Consider the following 13,347-nt stretch of genomic DNA (forward strand, 5'->3'; position numbering starts at 1 on the left):
CTACGTATAAGATCAAAAACTTTCAGGAGGAACACCTATGGCACATTGGATCAGTCCCGTTCACTATTCGAAGTTCGACGATGAAGAGCAAGCGATGGCTTTTTGCAAAAGCTGGGGTCTATTGCCCCAAAAAGCGACCAAGCCCAAAACACTACGATATCGAGCGCAAAATATGGATGTGGCTTGTGAGGTTATTGGCTACGCGGATCTGGTGTTCGCTGTTATTCAGGTTGGCGAGCATCTCCATAATATTCATCCTTCTTATCTTCGAGAGATGCAAACCGCAAGCTTTGGCAAAGGCAAGCTTGAGGAAGATCCCGACGTTTTGGAGTCGGATTCCTCAGGGATCGCTACCCTTGAGGCTGGGGTGGTAGAAAATGCCTTAGAAGCTGGGACTCGAGATGCTGGCGCAGCAGAAGCTGAGTTCGTCAACTCGGTTGAGAAGAAGCCAGCCAAAAGCGAAGCGAAAAAGGAAGCCGGCAAACCCCAAGCTCCACCCGAGCCACCTGTAGAGCTTCCCGAGGGCAAGGTCTCCATTGAGGCTACTGTCTCTGAGTTTGCGATGGTGCCTAATCCATTCAGTGATAATGATGATGAGGTTGTTATCTTTGAGTCCGTTTCCTTTGCCAGTAATGAGGAAACCTTTACGTTAGACACGGCCTGGTCCAGCTACAGTAATGCTTTGAAAAAAATAGAGCTGCAGATTGGCGACAAAATTACATGTGAAGCCAAGCTGGTAGCGAAGAAGCTAAGCAAGCATCCAGTCAAATACAAAATCAACAATGCGGCCAAAATCGTGAAAACCAGCTAGGCAGGATCAAGGCTTGGTCAGACAAACTTGATCTCATCTTGCTAACTATGCATGTGGCCATGTCTCCACCTTATCTTCAACTATGCATATCGCCTAACAAAAAAGAGCCCGAAGCTGATCATACAGCAGAGGCTTTTCTTTTTTTGTCTAATCTCATTATTGGACAAGCTGGGCAGGGGAAGCCTGCTCGGCTAAGGTAAAAAGCGCGCGTAAGGCTTGAATCGATGCCATTTGTAAATGATCTCCATTTTGAAACTGCACACCATATTCAAAAAAATCGCAATCCTGCATTTCTTGAAACCAAGCGATCTTGCCGCTAAATTCATAAGCTTCATTGAAAATTTCGATTCTAAATTTGATAACCGTATCCCCATAAAGAGGCATCCTAGCCGCCATTAAAAAGTTCAGCCCTTTAGCTCCTATATGGGTAACCAACACTTCTTTAATACCAAGCTCCAGCTTTTTGTCTTTGAACATCTCTATTTCCATCATGGCGATTAAGGGATTAACCCAATCAAGTCGTGAATAACCTCTACGGTTACTTACTATCTTGGCCTGGTTCCTGATCGCCAGTTGAGTATTCATTTGCTTACTTTTCAATAATGCCTCTAAATCCTTGATATCCAGTGGACGGCTGAAATAATAGCCTTGGATTTCATCACATTCCTTCGATTTCAAGAACGCATATTGCTCTGCTGTTTCGACACCCTCAGCAACTACATTCATATTCATTGCCTTTGCCAGGCTCAAAATACACTCAATAATGCTTTTATTCACAGGATTTGTTAAAATCTCTTCTACAAATGATTTATCTATTTTAATAGTGTCCAAGGATAATTGTTTAAGTAAATATAACGAGGAAAAGCCTGTTCCGAAATCATCCAAAGACACTTTGATTTTCCGTTTTTTCAGCTCATCAAGCAAATGGATCACTTCTTTTTCATTACTGATAAAGGAGCTTTCTGTGATTTCAATTTCCAAATACTCTGGAGAAAGTCCGGTTTCCTCAACAATGCGGTCGATCGTTTGCAAAATATTTTGTTGCAATAGCTGCTTTACTGAGAAGTTGACCGATACGGTCATGCTCGTAAAGCCCATGTCCTGCCATCGTTTATTTTGCTTGCAGGCTTCACGTAATACCCATTCCCCTATCGGAATAATCAGCCCTGTTTCTTCGGCAATCGGGACAAATTCTGCTGGGGATACTAGGCCCCAATCAGGATGATTCCAGCGGACGAGTGCCTCCACTCCCAAAATTTCGGTCGTTTGGGCTTGAACACGAGGCATATACTGAATGAATAGCTCATCTTTAGCCAAAGCCTTCCGAAGGTCATTGCTTAAAGCAAAGTGTTTAAATGAATGCATATTTAAAGCGGCGGTATAGTACTGAACCTGGTTTCTCCCTTGTGATTTGGCATAATAGAGAGCTGTATCCGCATGCTTAAACAAGCTATCTACTGTGCTTCCGTTCTCAGGGGAACGACTAATGCCGATGCTGGCAGAGATATGAAGCTCATATCCATCTGCGATAAATTCTTCTTTGGTCATTTGCAAAATTTTATCCGAAACCATTTCAATCTCATCCTGGCTTTTAATATCCGTTAAAATAATGCAAAATTCATCTCCGCTAAGCCGATAAACCGTTTGTCTTTCATCCAGGCAGCAGCCTTGCAATTTGGTAGCAAATTGGTTTAGAAGCGCATCTCCAATAGCATGTCCTAATGTATCGTTCACCAGCTTAAACCTATCCAAATCGATCAGCATGACGGCTATTTGTTGGGTAAGATCTAAATTCCCGCTAAGCAATGTACCTAGCCGCTGCTCAAACATTCTGCGATTAGGAAGCTCCGTTAAATAATCATGGTAAGCGATATATTGGTTCAATTCCTCCGTTTTTTTACGATCTGTAACATCCAGAACGGTACCAATTGTCGCAATTTCTCCCTGGTGAATGATTCTGGTATAGTGAACCTCAACAATAATAATCGTGCCATCTTGTTTGATTGTCCTATGGCTCAGATTCCTGATCGATTGGCCTTCCTTTAAAGCAAGAATCTGAGTAACTACATTCTGCCTATCCTCAGGATGTATGCTTTCATAGATATCGGTGCCCAATAAGGTAGTTTGACCAAGCAGTTGATTCAAATGCGGGTTCGTGTAGACAAATTTACCATGCTGTGCAATAAAAACACCCACAATAGACTGCTCTACAATACTTCGATATTTAATATCTGCTTCCCTTAAAGATTGTTCAAGCACTTTTTTATCGGTAATATTTTTAGCGATCCCATATACACCCACCAATTCACCATTAATGATAATCGGGATATTCGTCAAACTAAATTCCATCCGATCCCCATTTTTGTGGATTCCAATGCTTTCATAGTTTTGAGGCATTAGCGTGGTTTTTGTTTTCATAAAGAAATCTAATGTTTTTTGATAGCATTCCGGTTCAACAACATCCTTAAAGCTTAATTTTAATAGCTCTTCCTTACTGTAGCCAAAGGTCTCCTCAAGCACTTTATTACCAGACAAAAAATTCCCTTCAAGGTCAAAAGAAAAAATAGAATCCGCATTATTGTTAAACAATGATTCGTAGTATTGTTCTTCTTCTTTTAAACGCAAACGAAGACTTTTGTTTTCCGTTACATCTTGAATGACACCTATAATCGTTGCCAATTCGTTGTTTGAATCCAGCATAAATTGCACAGTTTCGATCACATACCGCACTTCACCGCTTGGGCGGACTAACCTTAGTTCAATTTCATATTCGGTCTTATTTTCAATAGCAGCTAACATCTTTTCCTCTGCTTGCTTCCGATCCTTAGGGTGCACAAGTTTGAAAAAGTCTTCATGCTGCATAGTCACACCTGTAGTAATACCACATATGATAAACATTTGCTGGGACCACGTCACAAGATTACTCTTATAGTCATATTCCCAAGTACCTAAATTTGCTATCTTTTGGATAATTTCAAAGCTTTTATTTTTTTTTATATGTAGCCGGACTAACTCATCATGATCCGTTTCACTCAAATTTGGAAAGTCTTTATGGATGATAAATTCGTTTCGCATCGTCTACTCTCTCCGATCATCTTGTTTACGCGTTAAATTAAGTATATAGCGCCAATGTTAGAAAAGTATTAGACTTATCCTTGAGAAGTATTAGTTTTACACACGAAAAAACCCAACCTGGTCAACGTCCACCAAGCTGGGTTTACTTATTCTCTTATTATTTATCGATTGATCTTGGAAGATAAATGGTCCTTCGTGCTTTCCGCTGCTGCTCTTATTAGGCCCAGAAAATCGCAAATTTGCTCATAAGGCGGCTCTGAAAGATATTTGGGGTGATTGACATCAGCATTGACCCATAATGTCTCTAATGGAATATACCCCCTGTAATTGCTATACCGAAGTCTGGTAAAGAACTCCAACAGATCAGTTAGCTGCTCAGTATTGGGTCCGGCAGGCTTTCTTTTGACCTGAAAATTAAGGGTGTAAGGAACGACTGCTTCAATATCGTCATACCAAGCATAGCCTTCACCAGTTTTTTCGTTGAACTTCTTGTAGCAACCGGTATCATTAACTACGCCAAGATTCGGGTGATCCACCCACTCCAGGATGCGTATGACCTGATCGGCCGTTGAAGTCATATCGCCATGATTTTGCATGCCAATCTTGACCCCTTTGGTTGCTCCGTATTCGGCACATTCTCTTAAGCTTGGTACGATCCGCTCCTTGGCTATGGTTTCCCAATCCTGGCTTAGTATATCTTCTGGGATCTCCCCATTAAACACACGCATAACAGGGGCTCCCATTTCGACCGCTATATCGATCCAATACTTAACACGCTCGATATCTAATGCACGTCTTTCCTCATTCGGGTCGGCAAAATCGTTCTTGACCCCCGTCCCGCTGATGGCTATTCCCAATTCAGCACAAAGCTTTTTGATATTCCTCGCATATTCGACGATTTCTTCAACTGGTTTCGTGGGCAAGGTGAAGTTCTCATAGCCAGGAATATAATAAGCGGTGATATCCACAGAATCAAAGCCAGCTTCCTTAGCAAAGCGGATGAGCTGCATCGTATCAACCGGAGGCGCGCCATCCGTGCTGCCTTGCAGCCATGAGCTCAAATTATGACTGAAGCTATACAGATTGAGACCCAGCTTGTAATCACCCGTATAATAGGGCCCATTGTGGTTGTTTATCAAATAATGGCTGGTCGGGATTTGTGTATAAACCTTTGCAAATGAGTCCTCTGTAGATTGTATATTACTCAAGACTGTGTCCTCCTTTTCTTGAGGCAAATTTTATTGTTTATCTATTTCTTTGAACTCAATCATAGTGCCCATCTTGGCGACTGAATCAAAATAAGCATAACGTTCCTTGCCTTTCTCTTGCTTAAAGAAGGCCGGCATTTCTTTACTTCCCATTAATTGAATATGCTCCTCAAAGCCATCAATATGAAATGTCATAAAATGGATGCCCGGTCCATGCTGCTCTCTAAATTCGGTCCAGGGACTTTCTTCATCGTAAGGCTCTATCAATTCAAGATAGATGGGCTCCAAAGGAATGATAGCCGTTCTGCAACGTGCTTTTTTGTATTCGCCCCTATACCATACAAAGGGTGTATTTCCTCCCTCCGGAGCTGCTGTTGCAGTAGAACCGGCTGGTGTGGAATCAGACTGTGGGGGTCTGGGTTTGGGTGCTCTCATTTTGGCAGGATCAAGCTTAAATAAATCCATATAGTATTGAAACGCTTCCTCCAGATTATCCACGACAACACCCAGCTTAATGATTTGGTTATTCGATATCTTATCCAAATTAATCGCTCCATTCATTCGTCATTATAGTCTTTGGCCTATGGTTCCATCGCTCAAATACGTGTCGTCTATTCCTTCAGTTGATAACTCACAAATGCCAGCTGCTTGCTGTCGGGCGACCATGAGTTGACATTGAGTGTGCCCTGTCCGCCGAATAGCTGCGCCAGAGTCTGAAATCCGCCACCGTTGGATGACATTAATCGAATTTCAACATCTTTATTCGGTGGATGATCTCCAGGAGCTACATCACCCTTGCGGTAGGTGATATAAGCTATCGATTCTCCGTCCGGGGACACGTGCGGAAACCAGTTATTGCTTTCATCGAAGGTCATCTGCGTCTGTTCGCTGCCATCTGCGTTCATACGCCACACCTGCATGAGTCCCGTTCGCGTTGAATTAAACCATATATGCTTACCATCCGGTGAATATTCGGGGCCATCGTCAAGACCTACCACATCAGTCAGCTGTGTCTCTACACCACCTGTTACCGATATCGTATAGATATCGTACTGGCCGTTTCGTTCCGCACAGTAGGCGAGCTCGCTTCCGTTCGGCGACCAGCCGTGCAAATAGCTGGGAGCCATAGGGGTGAGCAGCACCGGATTACCACCCTCAAGGGGTACAACGTAAATGCGGGACTTGCCATCCTCGTAGGTGGCGTGGCTAATCGCGATTTGTGTATGGTCGGGGGATAAGACATGGTCATTATTGCACTGATCCGCGTATCCGGTATCGATAACCGTGCTTTCCTGTGAGTCGATGTCAAAGGAATATATGCGACCAAGGCTGTTATAAATAAGCTTCTTTCCGTCTTGAGTCCAGTTCGGAGCCTCGATCAAATAGTCGAACTGGGATCGAACAATTCGCTCACCCGTTTGAATATTTATAGTTTCAAGCGTACTTATCACGTTCCGCCCTGTAATCCTGCGAGGAATTTTTAAAGTATCCATCATCAAAGCCTCCCTGATTTATTGGGCTGTGCATAACTCAATTATTAAATAACGAATCTGGTTCCTTATATATCAACGCAGCCAAGGCGTAACGGTCATATTCTCTATATGTACGGTCATCGGAAGACATAATAGATACATGACCAAGCTGGATATATCCTCAGGCCTTAACATGGTAGCCCTGTCCTCTGGTGTCACAAAATTGGTTTTGTGGTTCCATATTGGGGTATCGACCGCACCTGGACTAATCGAGGAGATTCGTATCCCTGAGCGCCTGTTTTCTTCAATCATTGCCTCGGTCAAAGCCCTTACTCCGAATTTCGAAGCTGCATACAAGCTATTACCGCTTGAACTCTTATACGCGGCTGTCGATAAAATATTTATTATGAAGCCCGAATTTCTACTGATCATAAGGGGCAGAGCTTCCCGGCACATCAGGTAAGTTCCTGTTAAATTCGTGTCTATAATCCGTTTCCACTCTGCTGTATCAGAATCTTCCAGCCGTTTCTTATCACTCATGCTTACTCCTGCACAGTTCACAAGAATATCAATATGGCCAAATTCGGTAATGATTTGTTTAAAAGTCTGTTGCACATCGTTCTCATCTCTAACATCCGTTCTTATACCTGTAATCTGAGCTTTGCTTGCTGCACCTAAAGAGTCCAACGATTGATTTAATACGTCTAGATCCCGCACAAGCGCAATGACCTTAACGCTCTCTTTAGCTAAAGCTTGCACCGTTGCAAAGCCAATGCCTTGGCTACCGCCGGTAACTACGGCTATTCTATCCTTGAGCTCCACTGGGCCACCTCCTTGATTAGGAATCCTGCGAGATAAAACCGCTGCTTTATGCCTTGTCTCCTCGTGTTAAACCACCGACTCGCAGCATCGCAGTACAGAGCTTCGAAGCAGCTCGATCATCCCTGGATGAAGGAGCCCTTCTTTATTATGAGCCGGAGTCAAGCAGCAAACCTGTCCTTGACCAAAGCTGTGCGCCCAGCCCCCTATAGAGCTGCCGTCAACCGATTCAGATTTCAGAAAAATATCGGTATTCGCCTCATCACAGCTGACAAAATAATGCTCATCCACAATCTCAAACGATATTTCCCGAGACGGCTCGGAAGGAAGCACTCCTTTATAGCTTACTACTTGGTGCTTGGATGGATGATGCTCGAAATAACCTCTGAGCATTTGAATAAATGCCGAATCCGGCGGGTAAGAGGCAAGTCCGGAATGCCAGGCGAGGAAGCCCCCTCCCTCTTCCACATAACGGGTAATTGCAGTCGATAAAGGCTCCGTTAGCCAATGCTCGATATGATCATCCTTTGGATTAACCCGATCCTCCTTAAACAGGATGACTGCCGCAGGCTTGCTAAGTAGTCGATCGGTCAAATCCTCCGCCGATACATACGCCAATTCATATTGACCGCTATCCGTCAGAGGCTTCATAGCTAAACTCAAAGATTGTTGAATCAGATCCCCGGGATGATAGTAATCCCCGACAATCGCATAGATGGTTTTCATGATTTGGTTCCTCCCTATGTGTAAGTAAAGGCTTAAATCGGCATCGGTTCTCCTTTAAAATTAATAAAGAAGTGCTCGTCGGGAATCTCCTTTTTCATCTCCACAATATCGAGGATGCCCCGCGCACTTTCCACGGGGTCGCCGGGAGCCTTCTCACCGCCCATATCCGTTTTGATCCACCCCGGATGGAGAGCATAAACGCGAATTTCTCTACCCTTTACATATTTTCTTAGCTGCTTGGAGAACATGTTGATCGCTGTCTTTGATATCGCGTAGGGATAGTCCCCGCCGTAAGCGTTGGACATGCTTCCCGCTTCAGATGATACATTGATTACCACGCGCGATGCTCCGTCCGGCATTAAGGGCAATATATGCTTGATCACCCTCATCGGTCCGAACAAATTAATCTCAAAGCTCTGGGCTACATCCTCCATCTGCAGGTCTTCGAGCTTGACGCCCCGACCAAGCAGAATGCCTGCGCTGTTGATGATCGCATCTACCGTTTGCCCTGCCGTCTTCAGCTTCTCCGCCAATCGGGCAATAGTCTCCTCACGGGTTACATCCAGTTCTACAGCCTCGATCTGACCGGGAAACCCGTTGATCAGCTCCAGCAACTGCCCGTCCGGGCTGGAGGCACGGATTCCCGCGATAATATGGTGACCCCTCTGGGCTGCAATCGTTGTCAGATGGTAACCAAGCCCACGATTTGCACCTGTTATTAGAATGTTCATTATTGTACCTCCACCTTCGGCATAACCGGATTATCCTTAGGTTCACCCAGCTCCTGCAGACCGAGCGTAACCCCAAGCTTTGCAATCGTGTCAAAATAGCTGTAGCGTCCTTTTCCATATTCGCCTTTATGGGTCAAAGGAAACCCTTTACTTTCCATCAAATTAATATGCTGCTCAAAACCGGGAACTGTAAATGTTATGAAATGAACGCCTTGTCCCGCCTGCTGCTTAAATTCGTTCCACGAGCTAGGCTCATCGTAGGCTTCCAGCAATTCAACTGTCACCGGCCCCATCTGTAAATTGGCTAATTTAACGCGACCCGGAATGAATTGGCCACGATACCAGGTGTATCCGCTCTCTGTATGCTGAGGTTCTTTGCTAAAATCAGGTGTACGAATAACAGGCATCTCCATACCGAACAATTCAGTAAATTGCCTAGCCGCCTCTTCGATGTTATCCACGACGATGCCGATTTTCATTAAATTCTGGTTCTCGATATGCTCCATGTCTTTACAGCTCCTCGCAGGATGGTTACTCGCCTATTTGTTTTTTGCCTACTTCTTTTTATCTCTCTCCAACAGCTCTACAATGATTTTCAAGGGCTCAAGCGTATCGATATAGGCATATCTTCCACCTGTATATTCGCCTTTTTGCAGTAAAGGCATTTCATTACGCGCAAGCGTCGTAACGATATCCTTCATTCCCTCGACTCCAAATGCGATATGATGCGGACCCTCACCATGCTCATCCAAATATTCCCGCCATGTGCTAGGATGCTCATCGGGTTCAATCAGCTCCAGCTGCAGTGAGCCCATATTGAAGAATGCCAGCTTCGCTCTGGCTTCCGAACGTTCTCCTCTGTATTCCGTTTCGGCCACATCCACAGCTCCGGTGATCGACCAGCCCGGATTGGCCACACCGAAGAAGTCGGCATAAGCCTGAGAGGTCTTTTCAATATCATGAACCAAAATACCGATTTGTGTAATAACATGAGTACCCAGCAAGTTTTTTTCCATTTTCCATTCTCCTTTGAACGATTTGTGGTTTAACCTTTTACAGATCCTAGCAGCATGCCTTTATTGAAATACTTTTGCAAGAAGGGATACACGATGAGCAGCGGTGCCGCTGTAAATACGACCGCGGCCATCCTCACAGCTGGACTGAACTCCAATCCCTCCACTGACGCCCCCATGTTTTCACTAGGTTGAATCAACATCTGCCGGAGAAACACTTGTATGGGCAGCTTGTTGGAATCATTAATATACAGGATCGCGCTAAAATAGGAATTCCAATATTCCACGGTGTAAAAGAGTGTGAAGGTGGCGATTACCGGCATGGATAGCGGGATTACGATTCTCCAAAGCATACTGAATTCCGAGCAGCCATCAATGCGCGCAGATTCCTCAATTTCAATGGGAAAGTTCTGGAACGAACTCCGAATAACAATCAGATTAAAAGGAGCAATCGCACTGGTCAAGAATAAGGCCCAATAGCTGTCCAGCAGATGAAGACCTCTTACAAGCAGATAGAGTGGAATCATTCCCCCGCTGAACAGCATCGTAAACAGCACCATGAAATTTATAATATTGCGGCCCTTCAGCCAGGTTTTGGATAATCCGTAAGCCATTAAGGTGGTTAACACCATACTTATCGTTGTGCCAGTTGCCGTGATAATAACGGAATTTTTAAAAGATGTCAGAAAGTTACGGTTATCCATTAGATAGGAATAAGCGTTAGTCGTCCAAACCTTCGGTATAAGAAAAAAACCTCGCGTAATAATTTCTTGTTTGGTCGCAAAGGAGGTCAGAAGTACATACAAAAATGGAATCACGGCTATAAAAATAACGAGAATCAGCAAGCTAAACACTACGGCTTGGTACACAGGAGCCCTACCTCTGAAATCATGTGCTTTCATCTTAATAGACCCCCTCTTCCCCAACCTTTTTGGCTGTCCAGTTCGCGATTACAATCAAGCACAGGCCAATCACAGATTTAAACAGCCCTACAGCTGTCGTATAGCTGAAATCTCCCTGGATAATACCGGTCCGGTATACGAAGGTATCGAATACATCCGATAGCTGCAGGTTCGTCGGATTTTGCATCAGGAGTATGTGCTCGAAACCCGTATCCATTAAATAACCAACCCTGAGAATGAACAGGATAATGATCGTCGTTCTTAATCCAGGTAAGGTGATATGCCACATTTGTCTCCAGCGGCTGGCTCCATCCACAACGGCTGCCTCGTATAAGGTAGGATCAATGGAAGCTAGTGCCGCGAAGAATATAACGGCGCTCCAGCCGGCCTCTTTCCATATACTTTGAAACACATACGTGAAGCGGAAGTAATCCCGATCGGTAAGTAATTGAATGGGATTGAAGCCCCATTCCATCAACAGCTTGTTGACGCCACCTTCCTGTACCGAGAACAACAGGATTGTAATACTGACGACGATTACCCATGATAGAAAGTGGGGGATATAAACGACGGTTTGCACAATTTTGCGGAACCATGTCTGCCTGACTTCATTAAGCAATAAGGCCAGCAGTATCGGTGCCGGGAAGAACAAGAATAGATTCATTCCGCTCAGAATCAAAGTGTTTTTGAGCAGCAGTGTGAAATCCTGCTCCCCGAACAGCTTGCGAAAGTTCTCCAGACCCACCCAGTCGCTGTTAATAAATCCGTCGAAGGGATCAAACGCTTGGAAGGCAATAAGGACCCCGCCCATAGGAATGTATTTAAAAATGATAAAGTATAATAATCCCGGGAAAATCATCAGATATAACGGGATTCCCCGCTTCCATGCACCTAACTTCCGCCTACTTTCTGTCAAAGACGATGCTTCTTCTTGTTTGTCCTTTAGACTTATCGCCTTCATCATCATTGTCCTTTCCCAAGCCATTGTGTAAAAAGATGATCACCAGACAAAATTCTGAATGGTGATCCTCTCCTTATAGAAATGTTCGTTTATTTCGTTAGCTTATACTGCTCGTTCATTTCAGCTATGATGTTGTCCCCACCATTTTTCTTCCATGCATCTACGGCAGCTTCAATCGTATCCACAGGCTTCTGACCCATAATAATGGCTACCATCTCACCCATCAGCTTTTGATCAAGGGATGCGCCGGATTTGGTAGACGTTTCCGAGAAGAGCCCAGCCCCCTTGTCGGCCACCAGATACTTCTTGTTCACCTCAAACAAAGCGAGCACCTTTTTAGGCTTTTCCTGATCTTCCCAAGGTCTTACTGTGTTAAGCGGGTCAAATTTGTGGAAGAACCAAAAGTTGATCAGCATAGGACGGTCGGATTCGAATGCTGGAAGGACTTCATATTTGTCACCTGTTTTTTTGTAGTGAATGCCGTTTACTCCATAAGTGATTAGAGAATGTCCTTCATCTGTCACCATATAATCCATCAGTGCCATAATGCGTTCTTGCTTTTTCTTATCTATTTTGGCATTAATAACAACCTTATTGGTGGTCGCATATGTCGTATTACCCTGACCTGCAGGTCCTTTTGGCGGAACGATCTGCAGCACCTCCGCGGTAGGCACAACCTTAAGCAGATTCGGAAGACCGCTGTCATAAATGTTGGTTGCAGGCACATCCGTAAACCCGACCTTGCTGGCTTCGAATTTAAAATCCGGATCCTGATTTTTATTGATGGCAAAATCCTTATCAAGAAGCCCATCCGCATACATTTTATTCGTAAAGGTTAAAAAGTCTTTCAATTCCTTGGTTTGTGCCTGCCATGGAACGATGGCCCCGTTTACTTCCTTCCACCCGTTAGCTAAACCAAAAGCGAAGCGGAGCGGGTCTGCACCACGGGTAAAGCTTCTGTTGTTCGAGACGGCAAAGGAGTAACCCATAGTGTCGTCTTTACCGTTGCCGTCTGGATCGTTCTTCGTGAATGCTTTGGCAACTTCATAAAATTCGTCGATGGTTGTTGGCGCTTTCAAATTCAGCTTCGTCAACCAATCCTTACGGATAAGCAGTGTTTCGCGGGCTTCCGGCGTCCAGTTCGGCAGGGCATACGTTTTCCCTTTGGGATTCCCGACAGCAAGCACTTCCGCGGAAATTTCCTTGGTTAAGTTCGGATAATCCTTGATCATTGGGGCTATGTCCAGAAAAACACCTTTATCGCGCCACTTCAAAAATTCAGAGCTATTGATTCTGAATACATCGGGAAATGAATTGGAAGCGGCCATAACACCCAGTTTTTCTACATAGTTGTCGGAGGGAACCCACTGAATTTTCAAATCGATATTAAGTTTCTTATTTAGTTCATCGATCACCGGGTGCTTGTCCGACCATGCCCCACCTTCATAGGCAATGGACATCATGTTAATACTAATTTTCTCGCTAAATGCATCTGCTGGTTTGTTTTCTGTGGGTTTGTTTTCTGTCGGTTTAGTTGCTGCATTTGGGCTTGGTGCTCCTTGAGAGCATCCAGCAACGATACTGGCAGATAATGTAAGCACGGCCGATATTTTCATCCACTTAACCATT

The 13,347-nt window shown here is 44.5% G+C and carries 13 protein-coding genes; 1 reads left to right on the forward strand and 12 read right to left on the reverse strand.

Annotated features, from left to right (window positions below):
• Nucleotides 1–37: 37 nt before the first annotated feature.
• Complete coding sequence (locus G9U52_RS29680; RefSeq protein ID WP_166154502.1) at nt 38–811, forward strand: hypothetical protein; 774 nt, start codon at nt 38–40, stop codon at nt 809–811.
• A 156-nt stretch (nt 812–967) separates the two neighbouring features.
• On the opposite strand, the gene G9U52_RS29685 is transcribed toward G9U52_RS29680, so the two are convergent.
• The 12 genes from G9U52_RS29685 to G9U52_RS29740 all read right to left on the reverse strand — a co-directional run bounded on the left by G9U52_RS29685 (nt 968) and on the right by G9U52_RS29740 (nt 13,346).
• Nucleotides 968–3,886: a sensor domain-containing protein gene (locus G9U52_RS29685; protein WP_166154504.1), complete on the reverse strand. Its 2,919-nt coding sequence runs from the start codon at nt 3,884–3,886 to the stop codon at nt 968–970.
• Between the two features lie 161 nt (nt 3,887–4,047).
• A complete protein-coding gene (locus tag G9U52_RS29690) occupies nt 4,048–5,094 on the reverse strand; it encodes a sugar phosphate isomerase/epimerase family protein (RefSeq protein WP_166154506.1) in 1,047 nt (348 codons plus the stop codon).
• A gap of 30 nt (nt 5,095–5,124) precedes the next feature.
• Nucleotides 5,125–5,637, reverse strand: coding sequence for a VOC family protein (locus tag G9U52_RS29695; protein WP_166154508.1), 513 nt, complete (start codon nt 5,635–5,637; stop codon nt 5,125–5,127).
• A gap of 68 nt (nt 5,638–5,705) precedes the next feature.
• Nucleotides 5,706–6,590, reverse strand: coding sequence for a TolB family protein (locus tag G9U52_RS29700; protein WP_166154510.1), 885 nt, complete (start codon nt 6,588–6,590; stop codon nt 5,706–5,708).
• A 69-nt stretch (nt 6,591–6,659) separates the two neighbouring features.
• Nucleotides 6,660–7,388 carry an SDR family oxidoreductase gene (locus G9U52_RS29705; protein ID WP_166154512.1) on the reverse strand — a complete coding sequence of 243 codons (729 nt, stop codon included), beginning with the start codon at nt 7,386–7,388 and terminating at the stop codon, nt 6,660–6,662.
• Between the two features lie 66 nt (nt 7,389–7,454).
• Nucleotides 7,455–8,111, reverse strand: a complete 657-nt coding sequence (locus G9U52_RS29710) for a ThuA domain-containing protein (RefSeq protein ID WP_166154514.1) — start codon at nt 8,109–8,111, stop codon at nt 7,455–7,457.
• 32 nt (nt 8,112–8,143) lie between these two features.
• Nucleotides 8,144–8,842 (reverse strand): SDR family oxidoreductase, encoded by a 699-nt coding sequence (locus G9U52_RS29715; RefSeq protein WP_166154516.1) that lies wholly within the window; start codon nt 8,840–8,842, stop codon nt 8,144–8,146.
• Nucleotides 8,842–9,348, reverse strand: coding sequence for a VOC family protein (locus G9U52_RS29720; protein ID WP_166154518.1), 507 nt, complete (start codon nt 9,346–9,348; stop codon nt 8,842–8,844). Before G9U52_RS29720 ends, G9U52_RS29715 begins: the two co-directional genes overlap by 1 nt.
• Nucleotides 9,349–9,396: 48 nt before the next feature.
• Nucleotides 9,397–9,858, reverse strand: a complete 462-nt coding sequence (locus G9U52_RS29725; protein WP_166154520.1) for a VOC family protein — start codon at nt 9,856–9,858, stop codon at nt 9,397–9,399.
• A gap of 29 nt (nt 9,859–9,887) precedes the next feature.
• The gene (locus G9U52_RS29730) at nt 9,888–10,757 is read right to left on the reverse strand and encodes a carbohydrate ABC transporter permease (protein ID WP_166154522.1); all 870 of its coding nucleotides are present in this window, start codon (nt 10,755–10,757) and stop codon (nt 9,888–9,890) included.
• A gap of 1 nt (nt 10,758) precedes the next feature.
• Nucleotides 10,759–11,742, reverse strand: a complete 984-nt coding sequence (locus tag G9U52_RS29735; protein ID WP_243767636.1) for an ABC transporter permease — start codon at nt 11,740–11,742, stop codon at nt 10,759–10,761.
• A gap of 65 nt (nt 11,743–11,807) precedes the next feature.
• On the reverse strand, nt 11,808–13,346 hold the full coding sequence (locus tag G9U52_RS29740) for an extracellular solute-binding protein (RefSeq protein WP_166154526.1): 1,539 nt from the start codon (nt 13,344–13,346) through the stop codon (nt 11,808–11,810).
• Nucleotide 13,347: the final 1 nt, after the last annotated feature.

The organism is Paenibacillus agricola (assembly GCF_011440305.1).
In the GTDB taxonomy this organism is placed as follows: Bacteria; Bacillota; Bacilli; order Paenibacillales; family NBRC-103111; genus Paenibacillus_S; species Paenibacillus_S agricola.

Coding starts and splice junctions, on each gene's coding strand:
- G9U52_RS29735 (WP_243767636.1), bottom strand. CDS start 11,742: ATGGCTTGGGAAAGGACAATGATGATGAAGGCGATAAGTCTAAAGGAC.
- G9U52_RS29685 (WP_166154504.1), bottom strand. CDS start 3,886: ATGCGAAACGAATTTATCATCCATAAAGACTTTCCAAATTTGAGTGAA.
- G9U52_RS29720 (WP_166154518.1), bottom strand. CDS start 9,348: ATGGAGCATATCGAGAACCAGAATTTAATGAAAATCGGCATCGTCGTG.
- G9U52_RS29715 (WP_166154516.1), bottom strand. CDS start 8,842: ATGAACATTCTAATAACAGGTGCAAATCGTGGGCTTGGTTACCATCTG.
- G9U52_RS29710 (WP_166154514.1), bottom strand. CDS start 8,111: ATGAAAACCATCTATGCGATTGTCGGGGATTACTATCATCCCGGGGAT.
- G9U52_RS29740 (WP_166154526.1), bottom strand. CDS start 13,346: ATGGTTAAGTGGATGAAAATATCGGCCGTGCTTACATTATCTGCCAGT.
- G9U52_RS29725 (WP_166154520.1), bottom strand. CDS start 9,858: ATGGAAAAAAACTTGCTGGGTACTCATGTTATTACACAAATCGGTATT.
- G9U52_RS29700 (WP_166154510.1), bottom strand. CDS start 6,590: ATGATGGATACTTTAAAAATTCCTCGCAGGATTACAGGGCGGAACGTG.
- G9U52_RS29680 (WP_166154502.1), top strand. CDS start 38: ATGGCACATTGGATCAGTCCCGTTCACTATTCGAAGTTCGACGATGAA.
- G9U52_RS29730 (WP_166154522.1), bottom strand. CDS start 10,757: ATGAAAGCACATGATTTCAGAGGTAGGGCTCCTGTGTACCAAGCCGTA.